We start from the raw sequence: 19,811 nt of genomic DNA, 5'->3' as shown, positions 1-19,811 counted from the left end.
CGCACCACTTGCAGCTGCCTGCATTGAGGAATACCCGTGACCACGCACACCGCCCACCCGTCCACTGCCGATCCTGCCGCAGCAGCCTCGGTCCTGCCAGGCGACCGTAGCCCCATGAGTGTCGCGCCGACGGCGGCGTTGCTTGAGGCGGGGACCACCCGCATCGAGCTGTCGGCCGCAGGTGACGTGCGTGCCATCACGTATGGGGAGTCGATGCTGGTGAACCAGTATGTGCCGAGCGAGCATGACGCCATGGTCGGCGGCGTGTTCTTGCGCCGCCACGGCCTGGACGCCTCGGGTGCTCGCATTGTCGAGGGGGTGCCGCTCGTCGGTGGACGCTCGGCCGGTGACTTCGCTGAGGCGCCGGGCTGCGTGCGCTGGTCGGGTCAGGCCCTCGGGGCCGGCTACGTGGTGACTCTCACTCTCGACCCGCAGGGTGACGTCTGGGTGTGGCGGGTGGACCTCGCGGCCGCTGAGCCCGGCGCGGCGGACGCCATCTACGACGTCATCTTCGCCCAGGACCTTGCCCTCGTGCCGTTCTCGACGGCCGTCAACAACGAGCCCTACGTGAGCCAGTACGTCGTGCACCACGTGCTCGACGACGCCCGCGCCGGAACCGTCGTCGCGAGCCGGCAGACCATGGCGACTGCGCCCGTGCTGCCTCTGGCGGTGACCGCTATCGTCGAAGGAGCTCGCGCCTACCTCACCGACGGATTCTCTTTCTATGGGCTCGACGCGAAGATCGATGGCCGCGCTCACAGCCTGGGCGTGCCCGACTGGGACTCGCTCATCTATCAGTACGAGTTCGCCTTACCGGTGCTGCTCGGCCCCGAGTTCGATCTCACCGCTCCGCGCACCGTGCACGCGGTGACAGCCGTGGTCGCGGATTACCGCGGAGAGCTCGCTGACGCCCTCGACGAGGTGCCTGGGCTGTTCGATCGCGCGCTCGCGCTCGCCCTCAGCAGCGCGCCCTCGGCACCGCACGACGGCGTGCGCTCCGCCACAGCGAATACCGCTCCCGCTGCCGAGCCCCACGCGTCGTCCCGCTCCCTGTTGGTATCGGCCCCGCTATTGGCCGGCCTCGACCTCTCCGACGCGGAGCTCACCGAGCTCGGGACCGTGGCGGCGGACTCCGACGCGTCGTCCCGGGTCCTCCAGCCCGAGCGCGACGATGCCGGCCGTCTGATGTCCTTCTTCACGCCCGAGGCCACCCACGTCGTCAGCCGCGCGAAGGAGCTCGCGGTCGAGCGACCCCACGGGCACGTCCTCAAGGCCGGCACCGACGTCATCCCGAACGACAACATCCTCTCTGCGACGGCCTACGCCTACGGGGTCTTCGCCTCGCACGTCGTCGTCGGGAACACGACCGCCAACCGTTTCGTCTCCGTCCAACGCAACCACCTCAACCTGCTGCGTTCCTCAGGGGTGCGGGCGCTCGTTCGAGTCGGTGACCGGTGGCAGCTGCTCGGAGTGCCCTCCGCCCTCGTCCTCGACCTCGGCGGGGTCCGTTGGATCTACGCGACCGAGCACGGTCGCATTGACGTGCGCACCACGGCAAGCCATGACGCCCGCGCCATCGAGATCTGCATCGACTCCGAGCAGCCGATCGACATCATCCTCACCGTGGATGTCGAGCTCGGCGAGCAGTCGTGGACCGCAAGCCGGGCCCTCAACGGGCGCGCGCTCGTTTACGCTGCGGACGCCGGGACCGACGTCGCCGAGCACTGCCCTGATCTCGTCTACGTACTCGCCAGTGAGGCCGGGCGCCTCGGTGACGACGCGGCGCTCTTCCCCGACGGCCGCTCCCATGGCACGAACCTGACGGCTGTCGCTTTCGACGCGACGACCTCGGCATCGCTCGTGCTCTCCGGTGACCTCGACGGCGCTGCGGACGCCCTCGCCCACGCCGAGGCCGTGCTCAACAACCCACTTGACGTCGCCGCCGAGCTCGCAGCGCACCGCGGTTACATCGCCGACTACACGCGCAACCTGCGGGTCGAGGGCGACGGCCGCCTCGCCGAGATCAACCTCCTGCTGCCGTGGTTCACGCAGAACGCGCTGGTCCACTTCCTCGTCCCGCACGGTCTCGAGCAATACTCTGGCGCGGCCTGGGGCACCCGTGACGTCTGCCAGGGACCGCTCGAGCTCAACCTCGCCTTCGGCCACTTCGACGCGGCGGGCGAGATCGTCCGCCGGGTGTTCGCCCAGCAGTCCCCGGACGGGACCCTGCCGCAATGGTTCATGTTCGACGCCTACCGCGAGCGGTATTCCGACGAGGCCCACGGCGACGTCGTCGTCTGGCCCCTTATGGCGCTGGGGGAGTACCTCGCGGCGACCGGCGACACGACGATCCTCGACCTCGAGGTGCCGTACTGGGACGGCGAGCTGCGCCGCCCGGGCACCGCGGCCGCGCCCCTCGCCGACCATGTGCGCGCCTCCCTGAACTACATCCGCAGCCACCGCGCCCCCGGAACCGAACTGCTCTCGTACGGTGAGGGCGACTGGGATGACACCCTCCAGCCCGCACAGGCCTCAATGAGCAGTGAGATGGCCTCCGCCTGGACCGTCGCCCTTCTGTTTCAGGCGGTCAGCACCCTCGGCGGCCAGCTTCGGGGGACCGCGCACGACTCGCTCGCCACCGACCTCATGTCCGAGGCGTCGACGATAGCGGCTGAATTCGCTGAGCGTCTCATCATCGACGATGTGCTCGCCGGCTACGTTGTCTTCACCCCCGAGGGCCCGCGGCCCGTGCTGCACCCGAACGACGACCGGACGGGGCTTTCCTACCGGCTCATCCCGATGACCCGGTCGATCATCGCCGGGCTGTTCACCCCCGCGCAAGTCTTGCGCCACGAGAGCCTCGTCGAGGAGCACCTGCACTTCCCCGACGGCGTCCGCCTCATGGACCGGCCCGCGCCCTTCCACGAAGGTCAGACGCGCTTCTTCCGTCGTGGTGAGCAAGCGGCGAACTTCGGCCGCGAAGTCGGGCTCATGTACACCCACGCCCACATCCGCTACACGCAGGCCCTCGCGACGCTGGGCCGTGAGCGGCTCGTCACCGAGCTGCTGAGAATCAGCCCAGTCGGCCAGTTCGCGCGACTGAGCACGAGCATGCCGCGCCAGCGAAACTGCTACTACTCCTCCTCCGACGCGGCCTTCACCGACCGCTATGACGCCGCCGCGAATTTCGACCGGTTGCGAGAGGGAACGGTCGCGGTCAAGGGTGGATGGCGCGTCTACTCCAGCGGCCCCGGTATCTACCTTCGCCAGCTGGTGCAGGGAGCGCTCGGTCTCATCGAGCGAGCCGGAGCGGTGGTCATAGACCCGGTCCTCGCTCTCGAGGACGACGGCCTCACCATCACCATGGATCTTGCAGGCGAGCCTCGCACGGTACGCTTCCACGTCGAGCCCGGCAGCGGGGACGTCCACGTGATGGCCGACGGCGCGCCCCTCACCGGGGTCAAGACGACTGAGCATTACCGCCAGGGTGGCCTGTCCGTCTCGTTCGCGGACCTCGTCGGAACCTCGGTCCTCGACGTTCACGTCGGCGTCGACCGCAGCACCCTTGAGGCCTGACCATGGAGGAACATCAGATGAAATCGCCGGCGGAGCGCCCCACCCCATCGCTCTCGGCGGGCGAACAGGAATTGGCGCAGGCCTCCACGGGCCTGGTTGACACCGACACCTTTATCGACCCTGAACTCGTCGCCCTGTGCAGGGAGTCCGCAGCTGATGGGACGGTCCTGCTCCGCAACGACGGGACCCTCCCTCTGCGCGGGGGGTCGCGCATTGCGCTCTTCGGGCGGGTCCAGATCGACTACTTCTCGGTCGGGTACGGGTCGGGCGGCGACGTCAACACGCCGTACTCCTGGAACCTTCTGGACGCCCTGCGCGACGGCGGTCAGGTCATCGTCGACGCAGAGCTCGCCGCGACCTACACACGCTGGTGTGAGGAGAACCCACCCGACGATGGCACCTGGGGGAATTGGCCGCGCTACTTCGAGGAGATGCCCCTCGAAGACGAGGCCGTTCGAGCCGCCGCAACCCGGGCGGACGTCGCCGTCATCGTCTTGGGACGTGCCGCGGGGGAGGCGCGAGAGAACACCCTGACCCAGGGCAGCTATTACCTCACGGACGCGGAGAAGAGCCTGCTGGACGCGGTCACCTCAGCCTTCACAAACACGGTCGTCGTGCTCGATTGCGGGAACGTCATCGATCTCGCGTGGCTGGACCAGTACGGCGAGGCGATCTCCTCGGTGCTCTACGCCTGGCAGGGCGGCATGGAGGGCGCGCGGGCTATCGCGGACGTCCTGACCGGGGTGCAGGTGCCCGGAGGGCGACTCACCGACACCATCGCACGTCACTACGCCGACTACCCGAGCGCACCGAACTTCGGCGGGCTCGAGCACAACGACTACGCGGAGGACATTTACGTCGGCTACCGGTACTTCGAAACCTTCGCGCCCGACGCCGTCCTCTTTCCCTTCGGGTTCGGCCTCGGGTACTCGAGACTCGATGTGGTGGCCACGGCCCAGGTCAACGACGAGGAGGTCACCGTCACCGCGCTCGTGAGCAACGCCGGGACGGAGCATCCGGGCGCTGAGGTCGTCCAGGTGTACGTCCAAGCGCCGGACGGCGAGCTCGGCAAGCCTGCCCGGACGCTGGCGTCCTTCGCGAAGTCGCGACGGCTGGCCCCGGGCGAGAGCGAGTCGTTGCACCTGGCTTTCCCGATCGCCTCTCTGGCCTCTTACGACGATTCCGGGGTGACCGGCCATAGGTCCGCCTACGTCCTCGAGGCCGGTACATACACGGTATTCGCCGGCACCGACGTGCGCGCGGCGACCCCGATCGCCTCGTTCACGCTCAGCGAGCTGCGCGTCGTCGAACAGCTGACCGAGGCGTGCGCACCCGCCGCCGCCCACCCCTTCCAACGGATGATTCTCGACCGCGACGACGCCGGTCGCGCCGTCGTCGGGTGGCAGGATGTCCCCACGCGTGAGGTCTCGCGCCGCGAACGGCTCCTGGCACGCACGGTTCCGATGCTGGAGCAGACCGGAAGCCAGGACATCACCCTCGCCGATGTCGCTGAAGGGGCAGCGACCCTCGACGAGTTTGTGGCCCAGCTATCCCACGAGGACCTGGAAGCGCTCACCCGAGGTGACGTAGTCATGGACAGCCCGCTCGGGACGCCCGGGAACGCTGGCGTGTTCGGCGGCATCACCGCGTCGCTGCGCGCCAAGGGCGTGCCTCCCATTACGACGACGGACGGCCCCTCCGGCATTCGGCTGTCGGCCTACGCTGCGCTCCTGCCCTGCGGAGCGGCACTCGCCTCAACCTGGAACACCCCGCTCGTGCGTCGACTCGCGGCGAGCCACGGCGCGGAGATGGTCCGCAAGGGCACGCACGTGCTACTCAGCCCGGGAATGAACATTCACCGTGACCCCCTGTGCGGGCGCAACTTCGAGTACTTCTCCGAGGATCCGCTGGTCACCGGCCTTTTCGCGGCCGCAGTCGTGGCCGGCATCCAGGAAGCGGGCGTAGCGGCCTGCCCCAAACACTTTGCGTGCAACAACCAGGAAACCAACCGGAACCTCAACGACTCAAGGGTCTCGGAACGGGCACTGCGGGAGATCTACCTGCGCGGGTTTCAGATCTGCCTCGCCCAGGCGCGCCCGCACACCCTCATGACGTCGTACAACAAAATCAACGGCGCATGGTCGCACTACAACGACGAGTTGTGCACGACGATCCTTCGGGAGGAGTGGGGATTTGAGGGAACGGTGATCACCGACTGGTGGATGCAGCGCGCCGTCGACCCGGATTTCCCGGCTTTGGCTGACGACGCTTACCGGATCCGCGCGCAGGTAGACGTCTTTATGCCCGGCGGATGGTTCGACCACGTCACCGGCGACTTCGACACCTCTGCGGCATCGTCTCTGCTGGATTCCCTCGCCCGCCCAGACGGCATCACACTCGGTGAGGTCCAGCGCACCGCCCGAACCGTCCTCGAACTCGTCCTGGCGCTGCCCGTGCTGAGCGAGGAGATCATCAGGAACTCGGGGGCGGGGAGCCAGCCATAGGAACGTCAGTCCGCGTCGAGGTGCTCGTGCAGGAAGGCCGACACATGACCGCGCATCGCCTCATCGAGGATGCCGATGGAGTGCAGGCTGCCCGGCACGGTGACGAGCTGGTTGACGATGCCGAGGTCGTCGAGGTCCGCGGCGAAGCCGGTGGACTGGCTCAGCGGAATGAACTCCTCGGTGGACGAACCGACGAAAACGGGCGGATCGGTGCGATCCAGCGACCTGACGGCTGACGCCTCCCGGGCCGCCCGGCAGTCCAGCAACGATTCGCAGTCCAGGTAGTCGAGCACGATGCGCTCGAGCCCGGATGACCCGCCGGCCACGACGATGCCGTCGTAGCTCAGGTCGACGGGACCGGAGAGTTCGGCAACCGCCGCGACCCGGCTGCCGTCGGTGAGGGATCCGCTGCCGCGGGCACCGAGCAGGCTGGCCAGGTTTCCGCCCGCAGAGCCGCCGAAGGCTCCGATCCGGTCGGGGTCGATGCCGTAGTGCCCGGCATTGGCGCGCATCCATTCGACGGCGCGGCCCAGGTCTTCGATGGCAGCCGGAAAACTCACCGCCGGCACAAGCCGGTAGTTCACCGAGTACGCCACAAATCCCTCGGAGGCGAGCCATTCGCAGACGTTCCGCCAGTCGCTGTTGCCCTTGTCGCCACGGGCCCAGCTGCCGCCGTGGATGGACAGCACGGCCGGGCGCGGGGTGGCTTCTGCGGGGGTCGGGCTGGCCGAGCCTGCATCCGTGGCGTCAGTGGTGGCCGGATCCGCGGATGCGCCGTCGGCGTCGGCTGTGGACCCGGCCTCCTCCGGCGGCGAGCAGACGTCGAGGGTGAGCTGGGTGCCGTCCGGTTGCGTGGCGTAGACGACGTCTTCGTCGATCACCGCGTCCCCGGGCGCCGTGAAGGTGCGGATGCCCACAATTGCCGTGGTGTCGACCTCGCTCGCGGTTCCGCCGGCCTGGGCGGGCGCCACCGGGCGCAGGTTCCAATGCAGGCCGCCGAGCACAGCGGTGGCCACTACGGCCATGCCGCTGGCATACGCCACGAAGAGAACGAGAAAGCGTCGGGAGCCTAGTCCGATGATGCGGCGACCGGTGCTCACGGATGCTCCTGAATGTGCTGGGTACGGGTGCTTTCGAGAATAGAACGGTCGGGCCCCGCCGGCCAATCGGCGGGTGCCCGAAGGCAGGCCGGGCGCGTCGTGTACAGCGGCCCGGCTCCGTCGGCAGCGTCAGCGCGGCGTCAGGCCTTGGCCGGAACGTCGCGGGTGATCCCCGGGCTGAGGGCGGCGAGCATCCGGGTGACGTCGAGGGTTGCCGCGCTGGCCGCGACGATGGCGTCGGCGCCCAGCTCACGGTGCTCATGGATCGCCTGGGTCATGGCGGCGGCGGCGTCCTCGGCCGCCTGCAGGGAGGCGAGGCTCGGTTCCCCGGTGTCCCATTCCTTGACCAGGTCGGCCGTCGCCCGCACCGCAGCGCTCAGCGTCGGTCGCAGCACGGCCGGCAGCTCGACGGGCACCGGCGTACCCCAGGCCGCCCCGGCGAGCACGTCGGTGAGGTCGCGCACATAGAACGTCGCGTTCTCCAGCGCCGCCAGGTCGTCGTAGTCGGTGCTGAGATCATGCGGTTGCATGCGGGCCCGCGGGTTGATCCGGCGGCTCTCGTCGGCCTCCGCCAACGCGCGACGCACGGCGGTGCTGGTGCTCGCCAACGTGGCGCCCTGCTGTGACCATTCGGCCTCTTCGGGCGGCCAGCTCGCGTCGAGCGCGTCGGCAACCGAACTCAGGTGCACCCCGAGCGCAGCCCGCAACCTGGACAGCTCCTTCACCGCGGCGCTCACCCGCAGCGGCGGTGCGACTAGGAGGTTGACCGCGAGCCCCACCACGATGCCCAGGCTCATCTGCGAGACGTAACCGATGGAATAGCCGTCGGCGTTCGGCCCGCCCACGATCAGCACGAACAGGCCAGCGATCGGCACGTAGTCCCGTCCGGCGCCCAGCTGGCGGATGCCGCCGAACAGCATTCCGATCCCCACGACGAGCGACACCGTCAGCACGCTGGGCTCACTGAAGATGATCACCGCGGCAGCCAGGGCTATGCCGATCACCAGCCCGGCGAGGGTCTGCAGGGCGTTCTTGATCGACCCCATCAGGGTCGGAAAACTGGCAACGATCACCCCGAGCGGCGCGTAATAGGGGTAGTCGTTGGCGACACCGGGCATCAGTGGGGCGAGTTTCCAGGCGATCGCGACCGCCACGGCCGTCTTCGCCGCCTGCAGGAGGCGGGGGTGGGCGATAGCGCTCTTCACCAGACCGCCGGTGGCACGCGGGGAGAGATCGGGGGTGCGCATCGAACGATTCTCCACGATCCCCGGCCTCCTGCCCAATCCGCCGGGGCCCCTCGTGCCCGGAGGTTTCGGCGCCATCGGCATAGAATCACGGCATCATCTGGGCTTGGCCCACCGGGAGAGCCCAGAAAAGGAGGCGTCGTGAAAATTGCCATAGCGGGTGGAACCGGCACCGTCGGGCGTCACATCACCGAGTTGCTCACCGGACACGGTCACGAACCAGTGGTCATCGCCAGGTCGACCGGCTTCGACGTGCTCACCGGAGCGGGCCTCTCGTCGGCACTTGAGGGCGTCGACGGACTCATCGACGTCCTCAATACCTCCACGCTGTCCGCTAAGGCGTCCACCCGATTCTTCGGTACCACCACGGCCGCCCTGCTTAAGGCCGAGGCCGCCGCCGGGGTGCGGCACCACGTCGCCCTGTCGATCGTGAACGCCCATGCCGTCTCCGCCGGGTACTACGCGGGCAAAGACGGTCAGGAGGAGGCGGTGAAACGCGGCGCGGTGCCGTGGACCATACTCAGGGCCACGCAGTTCCACGAGTTCGCGGCCCAGACCCTCGGGCGAAGCACGCGGGGTGTAGTCACCATGGTGCCCGTCATGCGAACCCAGCCCGTTGCTGCCCGGGAGGTTGCCCAGAGGCTCGTGGAGCTTGCGGTGGGCACACCGCGTGGGCACGTTCCCGACCTCGGCGGCCCGCGAGAGGAACGCCTCGTCGACATGGTGCGCGCCTACGCCAGGGCCACGCGCACCCGTACCCGCATCGTGCAATTCAAGCTGCCGGGCCGGATGGGCACGGCGATGCGTGACGGCACCCTGTTGCCGGCCCGCAATGCCGAGCGCGGCATCCAGCCATTCACTCAGTGGCTCGACGGCATCGCTCACGGAACTCCGGCCGGCTGAATGCGCGTCGGTCAAAGCCATCCGTGACATTTGGGACTCGATAAGGTAACGTAGACAAGTCGGCTCTTGACACCGCGCTGGTTTATTGTGTGCGCGGATGGGTTTGTAAGTCAGGATGGGCCGGTTTCCCAGTAATCCGCTGGTGAAAAATCACTGTATGTGAACGGCCCCGGCCATAGACTGCCCGGGTTCTCAGGTTGCGTCGCCGTGCGACGCACTACTGCCATGTACTCAACACAACCCAGAAATACTTCTATGCCTTCTAGCAAGAAGCCGGCCGTCGGCCGCGCAGCCAAGAACTTCGACCCCAGCCACTCCAAGGGCGGCCCCAAGGGCGCACCCAAGGGTGGCAGCAAGAGCCCCGGACACCGCGGCTACCGCGCAGACGAGGGCGCTCCCAAGAAGCAGCGCTGGAACGCCGACGAGCGCGCAGCGCGCTCGGGTGAGCGCTCCTCCTCCGACCGTCCCGCCTACGGTGACCGTCCCGCCTACGGTGCCCGCACCGAGCGTCCGGCCTCCAACGACCGTGCCCCGCGCACCGACCGTCCCTCCTACAACAACGACCGTCCCGCTCGCGGCGACCGTCCCTCGTACAACAACGACCGTCCCGCTCGCGGCGACCGTCCGTCCTACGGTGACCGTGCCCCGCGCACCGATCGCCCGTCGTACAACAACGACCGTCCGTCCTACGGCGACCGTGCCCCGCGCACCGATCGTCCGTCGTACAACAACGACCGTCCGGCTCGCACCGAGCGTCCGTCGTATGGTGACCGTGCCCCGCGCACCGACCGTCCGTCCCACAACAACGACCGTCCGGCTCGCACCGAGCGTCCGTCGTACGGCGACCGTGCCCCGCGCACCGATCGTCCCGCCTACAACGACCGGGGCAGCGACCGTCCGGCTCGCACCGAGCGTCCGTCGTACAACAGCGACCGTCCCGCCCGCACCGAGCGTCCGTCGTACAACAACGACCGCCCGGCCCGTGGCGAGCGTCCCGCGTACAGCAACGACCGCGCGGCCCGCAACGACCGTTCCAACGACGGCGGCCACTCCAGCAACTTCTACCCCGACCGCGACTCCAAGCCCAAGTTCGCCGCCGGCGACGACGTGGTGCTCGAGCGCCTCGAGGCCATCGCCACGACCGCAGAAGACGTTGTCGGTGTGACCTTCGGTGACCTCGGCCTCGGTGGCAACATCGTGCGCGAGCTCGCCCTGCTCGGCGCGCCGTCCCCGTTCCCGATCCAGGCTGCGACCATCCCCGATGTCCTCGCCGGCCGCGACGTGCTCGGCCGCGGCAAGACCGGTTCGGGCAAGACCATCGCCTTCGCCGCTCCCATGATCGAGAAGCTCATGGAGAACAACGGCGCCAAGGACCGCAAGATGGCCCGCAAGCCCCGCGCGCTGATCCTGGCCCCCACCCGTGAGCTGGCCCTGCAGATCGACCGCACCGTGCAGCCCATCGCCCGCAGCGTCGGCCTCTTCACCACCCAGATCTACGGCGGCGTCCCGCAGTACCGCCAGGTCAGCGCCCTCCAGCGCGGCGTGGACATCATCATCGGCACCGCCGGCCGCATCGAAGACCTTATCGAGCAGGGTCGTCTCGACCTGTCCGAGGTTGTCATCACGGTCCTCGACGAGGCCGACTACATGTGCGACCTGGGCTTCCTCGAGCCGGTTCAGCGCATCCTGCGCGGCACCAAGAAGGGCGGCCAGCGTCTGCTGTTCTCGGCCACCCTCGACAAGGGTGTTGCCTCGCTGGTCAAGGAATTCCTGACCAACCCGGCCGTGCACGAGGTCGCCGGTGAAGACCAGGCCTCCAGCACGATCGACCACAAGGTCCTCCTCATCGAGCACCGCGACAAGGCTGCCATCATCGGCCAGCTCGTCGACCGCCAGGGCAAGACGCTCATCTTCAGCCGCACCCGCGCCTACGCCGAGCAGCTCTCCGACGCTCTCGAAGACGCCGGCGTCAAGGCCACCAGCCTGCACGGCGACCTCAACCAGGCCCGCCGTACCCGCAACCTGCAGATGCTCACCAGCGGTCGTGTCAACGTTCTCGTCGCCACGGATGTCGCCGCCCGCGGCATCCACGTCGACGACATCGACCTGGTCATCCAGGCCGACATGCCCGACGAGTACAAGACCTACCTGCACCGCGCCGGCCGCACCGGCCGCGCAGGCAAGTCCGGCACCGTCGTCACGCTGATCCCCAAGCAGCGTCGTCGTCGTATGGAAGACCTCCTCGACCGGGCCGAGATCGACTCCAGCTTCACCACGGCCACGCCGGGTGACGCGTCGATCACCGCTCTGGCGAACCTGTAACACCAGCGCACAACCGGCAGGGCATCCGCTTCGGCGGGTGCCCTGCCGGCGGTTAACCGGCCGGAGAATCCGCCGAGCACCGACCGCGATGCGGTACGGTTTTCTCGTTCGCGTGCTCCCTCACAATTCGGGTTTGTGACAGCGCGCGCGAGCACAGGATGTCTGTGGGGCATCCGCGCGGTGCTCCACAGATATCCGCCCGGCCGTTCAGGCGCGGGTGCGCGGCTCAGCGGATGCTGTCGACGGCCTCGAGCACCCGGTCGGAGAAGTCAGCCGACAGCGGAGCCGACCCGGCGCTCTCGGCGGCGGCGGACTGGCCTTCCGGGCTGGCCACGTAGGCCAGGTACGCCGCGACGAGCTCGGCCTGGTCGGCGTCGGGGTATTCCTCGCACGCGATCAGATAGCTCACGAGCACCAGCGGGTACACGCCGGAGGCCGTGGAGGTGCGGTCGACATCCACCACCAGGTCATTGGGGTTGTCCCTGGGCACCAACGGTGACGCGTCGATGATGGCCGCAGCAGCCTCGGTGGAGTAGTCGACGAACTCGTCGCCCACCTGCAACGCCGCCACGGATAGGTCGCCGACCCGCGACGCATCCGCGTAGCCGATGGTGTTGTTGCCGTTGGCGACGGCGCTCACGACGCCGGAGTTGCCCTGGGCGCCCTCACCGGGATACGGGAACGCGTCGGCGGGCTCGGTCGTCCAGATCTCGGGCACGTTCTGGTACAGGTAGTCGGCGAAGTTCTTCGTCGTGCCCGAATCGTCCGAGCGGTGCACGGCGGAGATCTGTTCGTCCGGCAGGCTGGCGTCGGGGTTCAGGGCGACGAGGGCGGGGTCGTTCCACCGCGTGATCTCACCAGAGAAGATGTTCGCGATCGCGGCCGGATCCAGGCGCAGGTCGTCCACGCCGTCGACGTTGTAGACCAGAACCAACGGCGACACGTAGACGGGCAGGTCGATCGCGGCGGACCCCGGCGCGCAGGCCGCGAACTCGCCGGCCAGCTCCTCATCGCTGAGGGCGGAGTCGGAGCCGGCGAAGTCGACGCCGCCGCCGATGAACTGCTCCCGGCCCGCTCCCGAGCCCGTCGGGTCGTAATTGATCGTCACGCTGGCGTTCGCCCGTTGGAACTGCGACACCCAGACGTCCTCGGCCGAGGCCTGCGCGCTCGACCCGGCGCCGTCCAGCGTGCCGGCCAGGGAGCTCGTCTCGTCGCCGGACTCGTTGGCGGCGCACCCCGATAGGAGCAGGGCGGCGACCGCGACTGACGTGCCAAGGGTCATAACCGGGTGCCTGTTTGTTGCCATCACGGTTCCCATTCTGCCCGACCGGCGCTGCCTGTTCTCCGAGAGGCTCCTGAACGGCGCCGTCCTGATAGATTCGAGACACCGTGACAGAGGGAGAATCATGACCACACGCTGGGCGCGCTTCGCCCGTGGGTGGATCGTCGCGGCCGTCTCCACGTTTGTCGCCGCACTGTCGCACACCGTGGGAGGCGGCGCCGTGCCCGGCCTGTTGGCCGTGGTCGTGTCCCTGGCCTTCGCGGGAATCGTCTCCATCGCCCTGTCCGGTCGCACCCTGTCCACCTGGCGCCTGAGCGCGGCGGTGCTGGTGAGTCAGCTGATCTTCCACGGGCTGTTCTCCTTCGGCAGCGCGGGCGGCGCCCTGGTGACCACGGATGCGGCAACCGCCCACGCGAACCACGCGGGCGGCATCTCCGTGTCGGCTATGCCGGCCGGAACCATGTCCGGCACGGACCACGGGCTGATGATGCCCTTCGCCCACGTCCTCGCCGCCGTCGTGACCGTCGTGGCGCTACGCTTCGGCGAGCGGGCGTTCTGGGGCCTGTTCAGCACCGCGACGGTGGCCCTGAAGGCGCTCGTGCGGGTCCTGGTGCTCACCCCGATCCCGAACATCCCCCACGCCATCTCGGCGTCCTCGGCCGCTCGGCCACCCCGCGACCTCCTCGTCCTGCTGAGCCCGATGCGGCATCGCGGGCCGCCGGTGCACCTGTTCGCCTGAGCTTCGCGCTCGGCCACCCGCAGTCTCCGCACCTCTTAACTCTGCCGACCCATCAGTCGGCCGCCACCGTCGAATCCGTGCCGAACCCCGCCGTTCCTGACTGCGGCGTACCGCGGCCACGATTCGACCTGTCGCGTGTCGACCGGCCACAATTTCAAGGACCCCTCATGAAGCTCTCCACGCCCGTCTTCGCCGCCACCGCCCTTCTCGGTGCCGGCCTGCTCGCCCTGTCCGCTCCGCTGGCCGCAAGCGCCCACGTCGAGGTCGAACCGTCGTCGACCGCCGCCGGCTCCTACAGCCTGCTCACCTTCTCGCTCGGCCACGGCTGCGACGGGTCGGCCACCACCGGCATCACCATCGACGTCCCCGAGTCCATCACCAGCGTCACACCCACCGTCAACCCGGGCTGGGACGTCACCCCGCTCACCGACGGCCAGGTCACCTACACGGCCCTCACCCCGCTCGCCGACGGCCTGCGCACCACCTTCGTGCTCAGCCTGCAGATCCCCGAAGACGCCGCCGTCGGCGACACTCTGGCCTTCCCCGTGCTGCAGTCCTGCGAGGCCGGCGAGACGAACTGGTCGGACACCATCGTCGAGGGCGAGGCCGAACCGGCCCACCCGGCCCCGTCGCTCACCGTCACCGCGGCCAGCGCGGAGTCCGGCCACGGCCACGGCGTGACCGACGACGCTGCCGCAGCGGATGACGCCGCCGCGACCGAGCCGGCAGCCACCGACGATGTGCTGGCCCGGTTGCTCGGCATCGGCGGCCTCATCGTCGGCGCCGTCGGCCTCGTGGTCGCCGTCGCCGCCCGACGCAAGAACGCGGCGTAGAGCACCCCATGGCCCCCCTCCGAGAGAGCCGCCGCCACGCCCGCATGCTGAAGCGGGCGGCGCTGGCCGGGGTCGTGCTGGCCGTCGCCACACTCGGCGCCACGGCCGCCCCGGCGTTTGCGCACAACTACCTGGTCGGCTCGACGCCGTCGGCGGGTTCGGTCGTCACCGAGCAGCCGGGGAGCGTGTCGATCACCACCAACGACAACCTGCTCGACCTCTCGGGCCAGGGCGAGGGCAGCGCCATCCAGGTCACCGGCCCGGCTGACGCGCCGCGATTCTACGGTGACGGCTGTTCGACGATCGCCGGACCCACGCTCGAGGCCGCGGTGCAGCTCGGCCAGCCGGGGGAGTACACGGTGGTGTGGCAGGTCGTGTCGACCGACGGGCATCCGATCTCGGACTCCTTCACGTTCACCTGGCAACCTGACGCGACCCAGGTGCTCGCCGAGGGTTCCGCGGCCGCTCCCGAGTGCGCCACCGGAGGCTCGGCACCCGTCGACACCGACGCGGCCGGCACCGACGCGGCGGAGTCCGGCTCCGGCGTGCGGGCTACCGACCTGCTCTGGATCGGCGGAGCCCTCGTGGCGATCCTCGCCGCGATCGGCGTGACCCTCCTCGTCCTGCGCCGGCGCCCCACCCCCTAGTACCGCCGATCACGACCGCGAGAGCGGTGTAACGGTTGCCTCAGGTCCCGCGAAGCAACCACAGCACCGCTCTCGCGAGCCGGGTCAGCGGTTCCGCACACGCCGGCCGGTGGCGTCGGTGGGCGCGGGTAGAGTTGGCGGGTGAGTTGGAACGCCGAGATACCGTGGGATCCTGACGAGTTCGAGCCACCGGACGACTTCGATGCCCCACCGCCCCCAGACCACCACGGTCAGGGTGGCTTTGCCATGCCCGCACCGGGCCCCGCCGGCTCCGGCCCCGTCGATTTCGGCGCCCCAGCGGGCGGCGCGACGCTGCTCGCCCCGCCGCCGCCCAAGCGTGCCACCGCCAAGTTCGCGACCGCCGCCGAAGCGCTGCACACGGTCTTCGGCTACGACTCCTTCCGCGGCGAGCAGGCCCAGATCATCGACCAGCTCATCGGGGGTGGCGACGCCGTCGTGCTGATGCCCACCGGTGGCGGCAAGAGCCTCTGCTACCAGATCCCGTCGCTCGTGCGTGAGGGCACCGGCATCGTCATCTCGCCGCTGATCGCGCTCATGCAAGACCAGGTGGATGCGCTCACCCTCGTCGGCGTGCGCGCCGCGTTCCTCAACTCCAGCCAGGACTCCGCCGCCCGCAGCCAGGTCGAACGCGACTACCTCGCCGGCAACCTCGACCTGCTCTACGTCGCCCCCGAGCGTTTGAGCAACGAGGCCACCAAACGGTTCCTCGACCGCGGCACCATCGCGCTGTTCGCCATCGACGAGGCGCACTGTGTGTCCCAGTGGGGGCACGACTTCCGCCCGGACTACCTCGCGCTGTCCGAGCTCGCGGACCGCTGGCCCGACGTGCCGCGCATCGCGCTCACCGCCACGGCCACCGACGCCACTCACAAGGAGCTCACCGAGCGCCTGCAGATGGGTCAGGCGCAGCACTTCGTCGCCAGCTTCGACCGGCCCAACATCCAGTACCGCATCGTGGGTAAGAACGAGCCGCGCAAGCAGCTGCTCAGCTTCATCAAGACCGAGCACCCCACCGACGCGGGCATCGTCTACGCCCTCAGCCGCAAGACGGTCGAGCAGACCGCCGAGTTCCTGCGCGCCAACGGCCTCAACGCCTACCCGTACCACGCCGGCCTCGACCAGGGCCTGCGCGCCCGCACCCAGTCCAGGTTCCTCCGCGAAGAGGGCGTCATCATCGTGGCCACGATCGCGTTCGGCATGGGCATCGACAAGCCGGATGTGCGCTTCGTCGCGCACATCGACCTGCCCAAGTCCGTCGAGGGGTACTACCAGGAAACCGGCCGGGCCGGCCGCGACGGCCTGCCATCCACGGGCTGGCTCGCCTACGGCCTGCAGGACGTGGTGCAGCAGCGCCGCATGATCGACGAGTCGCCAGGGGACCTCGCCCACCGCCGCAAGATGAGTGCGCACCTGGACGCCATGCTCGCACTCTGCGAGACCGTGCACTGCCGACGGGTCAACCTGCTGCGATACTTCGGCCAGGCCAGCGAACCCTGCGGCAACTGCGACACCTGTCTCACGCCGCCGGAGGCCTGGGACGGCACCGTGCCGGCCCAGAAGCTGCTCTCCACGATCGTGCGCCTGCTGCGCGAGCGCAACCAGCGGTTCGGCGCCGGCCAGCTCGTCGACATCCTGCGCGGCAAGACCACCCCGCGCACCACCCAGCACAGCCACGACCAGCTGGCCACCTGGGGCATCGGCGCCGACCTCACCGACCAGCAGTGGCGCGGCGTCGTGCGGCAGCTGCTCGCCCAGGGCTTCATCGCCACCTCCGGCGAATACGGCACCCTGATCCTCACCGAGGCCGCCGCCGAGGTGCTCGCCGGCAACCGCACCGTGCAGCTGCGCAGCGAACCCGACAAGCCCGTGAAGCGCACCCCCGCCGCCCGCGCGGCCACCGCCAAGGCCGGCCTCGCCGAGCTCAGCACCGAGCAGGAGGCGCTGTTCCAAGCCCTGCGCGCCTGGCGCAGCACCACCTCCAGGGAGCAGGGCGTTCCCGCCTACGTGGTCTTCGGCGATGCCACCCTGGTGGCCGTCGCGGCGGCGAAGCCGCGCACGCTGGCCGACCTGGACGGCATCACCGGCGTCGGCGCCAAGAAGCTCGAATCCTACGGCGAGGCCCTGCTCGAGGTCGTCGCCGCGAACGCCTGACCCGCTCCGGCAAGACGAGGCGGCGGAGCGTATCCGGCGCCCCCTTTTGTCGGCCTTGGTAGGTTGCGGCGGCCCCTTGTTGTAGAAGAGCTACAGTCCGAGCGCGGGGGCCAGCGCACTTCTTTGTAGCCCCGTCACGCACTATTTCCCCGCTCGGCGCCCCCGATCTAACGTGGTCGAACACTCGACACTCGCGCCGACGTTAGGACCAATGATGGTTGACACTGCCCAGCGCCCCACTCCCGCCCGGCCCGACGCGGTCGGCACCGACACCGGGCCAGTCAGGGTCGCCGGCGACCCGCTGGCCCCGCGCATCGACCTGCCTGCCCTGTCGCGCACCCTGCTCGGTACCTGGGCCGATGTGCGGGTGAAGGCCCGGGAACTCACCGCCCGCCCGGACCTGCAGCGCATCGAGGGGCAGTCCATGGCGGACCACCGCCTCCGCGTGCTCGGCCAGCTCAAGATCCTCGCCGACAACGGCCACGTGCACCGGGCCTTCCCCAGCTCGATCGGCGGTTCCGATGACCACGGCGGCAACATCGCCGGGTTCGAGGAACTCGTCACCGCCGACCCGAGCCTGCAGATCAAGGCCGGCGTGCAGTGGGGGCTGTTCGGCGCCGCGGTGCTGCACCTGGGCACCACCGTGCACCACGAAACCTGGCTGCCCGACATCATGACCCTCGCCGTGCCCGGCGTCTTCGCGATGACCGAGACCGGCCACGGGTCGGATGTCGCCGCCATCGGCACCACCGCCACCTTCGACGTGGCCACCGGCGAGTTCGTCGTGCACACCCCGTTCCGCGCCGCCTGGAAGGACTACCTCGGCAACGCCGCCATCGACGGCACCGCCGCCGTGGTCTTCGCGCAGCTGATCAGCCTCGGCGTCAACCACGGCGTGCACGCCTTCTACGTGCCGCTCCGCGATGACACGGGCGCGTTCCTGCCCGGCATCGGCGGTGAGGACGACGGCCTCAAGGGCGGCCTGAACGGCATCGACAACGGCCGGCTGCACTTCGACCAGGTGCGCATCCCGCGCACCAACCTGCTCAACCGGTACGGCGACGTCGCCGCCGACGGCAGCTACAGCAGCCCGATCGGCAGCCCCGGCCGGCGGTTCTTCACCATGCTCGGCACCCTCGTGCAGGGCCGGGTCTCCCTCGACGGCGCCGCCACCCAGGCGTCCGCGCTGGCGCTGACCATCGCCATCCGTTACGGCAGCGAGCGCCGCCAGTTCACCGCCGGCAGCGACACCGACGAAGAGGTCATCCTCGACTACCAGCGGCACCAACGTCGCCTCATCCCGCGCCTGGCCACTGTCTACGCGCAGACCTTCGCGCACGACGAGTTCCTGGTCAAGTTCGACCAGGTCTTCAGCGGCGCCGCGGCCACAGATGTTGACAGGCAAGACCTGGAAACCCTCGCCGCTGCCCTCAAGCCACTGTCCACTTGGAACGCCCTGGACACCCTCCAGGAGGCCAGGGAGGCCTGCGGCGGCGCCGGGTTCCTCGCCGAGAACCGCTTCGTCGGGTTGCGCGCCGACCTCGACGTGTACGCCACCTTCGAGGGTGACAACAACGTGTTGCTGCAGCTGGTGGCCAAGCGTCTGCTCACCGACTACAACCGCAAGTTCGCCGGTGCGGATGCCGGTGCGATGGCCCGCTACGTGGTGCAACAGACCGCGGGACGCGCGTACCACGGAACGGGCCTGCGCACGCTGGGCCAGTCCGTCGCCGACTTCGGATCCACGGCGCGAAGCGTCGGCCAGCTGCGGGAGACCGGCACCCAGCGGGCCCTGCTCACCGACAGGGTCGAGACCATGATCGCCGGCATCGCCCAGTCATTGCGCAACGCCAGCAAGCTGCCCAAGAAGGAGGCGGCAGACCTCTTCAATTCCCACCAGAACGAACTGATCGAGGCGGCCCGCGCCCATGCGGAGCTGCTCCAGTGGGAGGCGTTCACCCGCGCGGTCGAAACCACCACCCACGCGGGCACCCGGCAGGTGCTCACCTGGCTGCGCGACCTGTTCGGGTTGCGCCTCATCGAGGAGCACGCGGCCTGGTACCTCATCAACGGGCGACTGTCCGGCAAACGGGCGCAGGCGGTCACCGCGTACATCGACCGCATCATCGCCCGGCTGCGCCCGCACGCACTCGACCTCGTCGACGCGTTCGGCTATGCCCCCGAACACCTGCGGGCACCGATCGCCAGCGGGGCCGAACGCGAGCGTCAGGTTGAGGCGCGCGCGTACTACCGCGCGCAGCGCGCCGCCGGCACCGCCCCCGTCCCCGAAAAGCCAGTCCGCCGCTCCTGACCGCCGCCGTCCCCGCCCCTCCCGCCCCTGACCCGGTCCACCGGCCGCTACCCCACCTCGAGTGCGGGGTGCATGACTCCTGCTGGAAAATCGCAGGAGTTATGCTCACCGCACCCGGACCGGGGGAGGGTCAGACGGCAGGATGAGGGACGGCCGCCGCTAACCATCCGCTCGACGG

General features: G+C 69.3%; 12 protein-coding genes. 9 read left to right on the top strand and 3 right to left on the bottom strand.

What is annotated here, in order from left to right:
* Window positions 1–36: 36 nt before the first annotated feature.
* Together CXY76_RS02770 and CXY76_RS02765 are read left to right on the top strand one after the other, a co-directional pair.
* Window positions 37–3,576 carry a hypothetical protein gene (locus tag CXY76_RS02770; protein ID WP_146073344.1) on the top strand — a complete coding sequence of 1,180 codons (3,540 nt, stop codon included), beginning with the start codon at window positions 37–39 and terminating at the stop codon, window positions 3,574–3,576.
* 71 nt (window positions 3,577–3,647) lie between these two features.
* Window positions 3,648–6,080, top strand: coding sequence for a glycoside hydrolase family 3 C-terminal domain-containing protein (locus CXY76_RS02765; protein WP_233199525.1), 2,433 nt, complete (start codon window positions 3,648–3,650; stop codon window positions 6,078–6,080).
* Between the two features lie 5 nt (window positions 6,081–6,085).
* Here CXY76_RS02765 and CXY76_RS02760 read toward each other — a convergent pair whose 3' ends face one another.
* Entirely contained in the window at window positions 6,086–7,180 is a 1,095-nt protein-coding gene (locus CXY76_RS02760; RefSeq protein WP_104162739.1) for an alpha/beta hydrolase, read from the bottom strand.
* A 140-nt stretch (window positions 7,181–7,320) separates the two neighbouring features.
* Window positions 7,321–8,427, bottom strand: coding sequence for an aromatic acid exporter family protein (locus CXY76_RS02755; protein ID WP_104162738.1), 1,107 nt, complete (start codon window positions 8,425–8,427; stop codon window positions 7,321–7,323).
* Window positions 8,428–8,565: 138 nt separating this feature from the next.
* Between CXY76_RS02755 and CXY76_RS02750 the strand changes: the two genes are divergently transcribed.
* Both CXY76_RS02750 and CXY76_RS02745 read left to right on the top strand, forming a co-directional pair.
* Complete coding sequence (locus CXY76_RS02750; protein WP_104162737.1) at window positions 8,566–9,327, top strand: SDR family oxidoreductase; 762 nt, start codon at window positions 8,566–8,568, stop codon at window positions 9,325–9,327.
* A 255-nt stretch (window positions 9,328–9,582) separates the two neighbouring features.
* Window positions 9,583–11,649 (top strand): DEAD/DEAH box helicase, encoded by a 2,067-nt coding sequence (locus tag CXY76_RS02745; RefSeq protein ID WP_104162736.1) that lies wholly within the window; start codon window positions 9,583–9,585, stop codon window positions 11,647–11,649.
* A gap of 226 nt (window positions 11,650–11,875) precedes the next feature.
* On the opposite strand, the gene pstS is transcribed toward CXY76_RS02745, so the two are convergent.
* Window positions 11,876–12,931, bottom strand: coding sequence for a phosphate ABC transporter substrate-binding protein PstS (gene pstS, locus CXY76_RS02740; RefSeq protein WP_233199524.1), 1,056 nt, complete (start codon window positions 12,929–12,931; stop codon window positions 11,876–11,878).
* A 124-nt stretch (window positions 12,932–13,055) separates the two neighbouring features.
* Between pstS and CXY76_RS02735 the strand changes: the two genes are divergently transcribed.
* The 5 genes from CXY76_RS02735 (at window position 13,056) to CXY76_RS02715 (ending at window position 19,633) form a co-directional block, all read left to right on the top strand.
* Window positions 13,056–13,670: a hypothetical protein gene (locus tag CXY76_RS02735; protein ID WP_104162735.1), complete on the top strand. Its 615-nt coding sequence runs from the start codon at window positions 13,056–13,058 to the stop codon at window positions 13,668–13,670.
* A 167-nt stretch (window positions 13,671–13,837) separates the two neighbouring features.
* Window positions 13,838–14,503, top strand: coding sequence for a YcnI family protein (locus tag CXY76_RS02730; RefSeq protein ID WP_104162734.1), 666 nt, complete (start codon window positions 13,838–13,840; stop codon window positions 14,501–14,503).
* A gap of 8 nt (window positions 14,504–14,511) precedes the next feature.
* On the top strand, window positions 14,512–15,150 hold the full coding sequence (locus CXY76_RS02725) for a copper resistance CopC family protein (RefSeq protein ID WP_104162733.1): 639 nt from the start codon (window positions 14,512–14,514) through the stop codon (window positions 15,148–15,150).
* Window positions 15,151–15,396: 246 nt separating this feature from the next.
* Window positions 15,397–17,322: a DNA helicase RecQ gene (gene recQ, locus CXY76_RS02720; protein WP_104162732.1), complete on the top strand. Its 1,926-nt coding sequence runs from the start codon at window positions 15,397–15,399 to the stop codon at window positions 17,320–17,322.
* A 214-nt stretch (window positions 17,323–17,536) separates the two neighbouring features.
* Window positions 17,537–19,633 carry an acyl-CoA dehydrogenase gene (locus CXY76_RS02715; protein ID WP_199190183.1) on the top strand — a complete coding sequence of 699 codons (2,097 nt, stop codon included), beginning with the start codon at window positions 17,537–17,539 and terminating at the stop codon, window positions 19,631–19,633.
* Window positions 19,634–19,811 lie beyond the last annotated feature (178 nt).

The organism is Cryobacterium sp. N22 (genome assembly GCF_002929555.1).
Classification (GTDB): domain Bacteria; phylum Actinomycetota; class Actinomycetes; order Actinomycetales; family Microbacteriaceae; genus Cryobacterium.
Note: the sequence above shows the minus strand (reverse complement) of the source record. Positions and strands in the feature narration are given on the sequence as shown.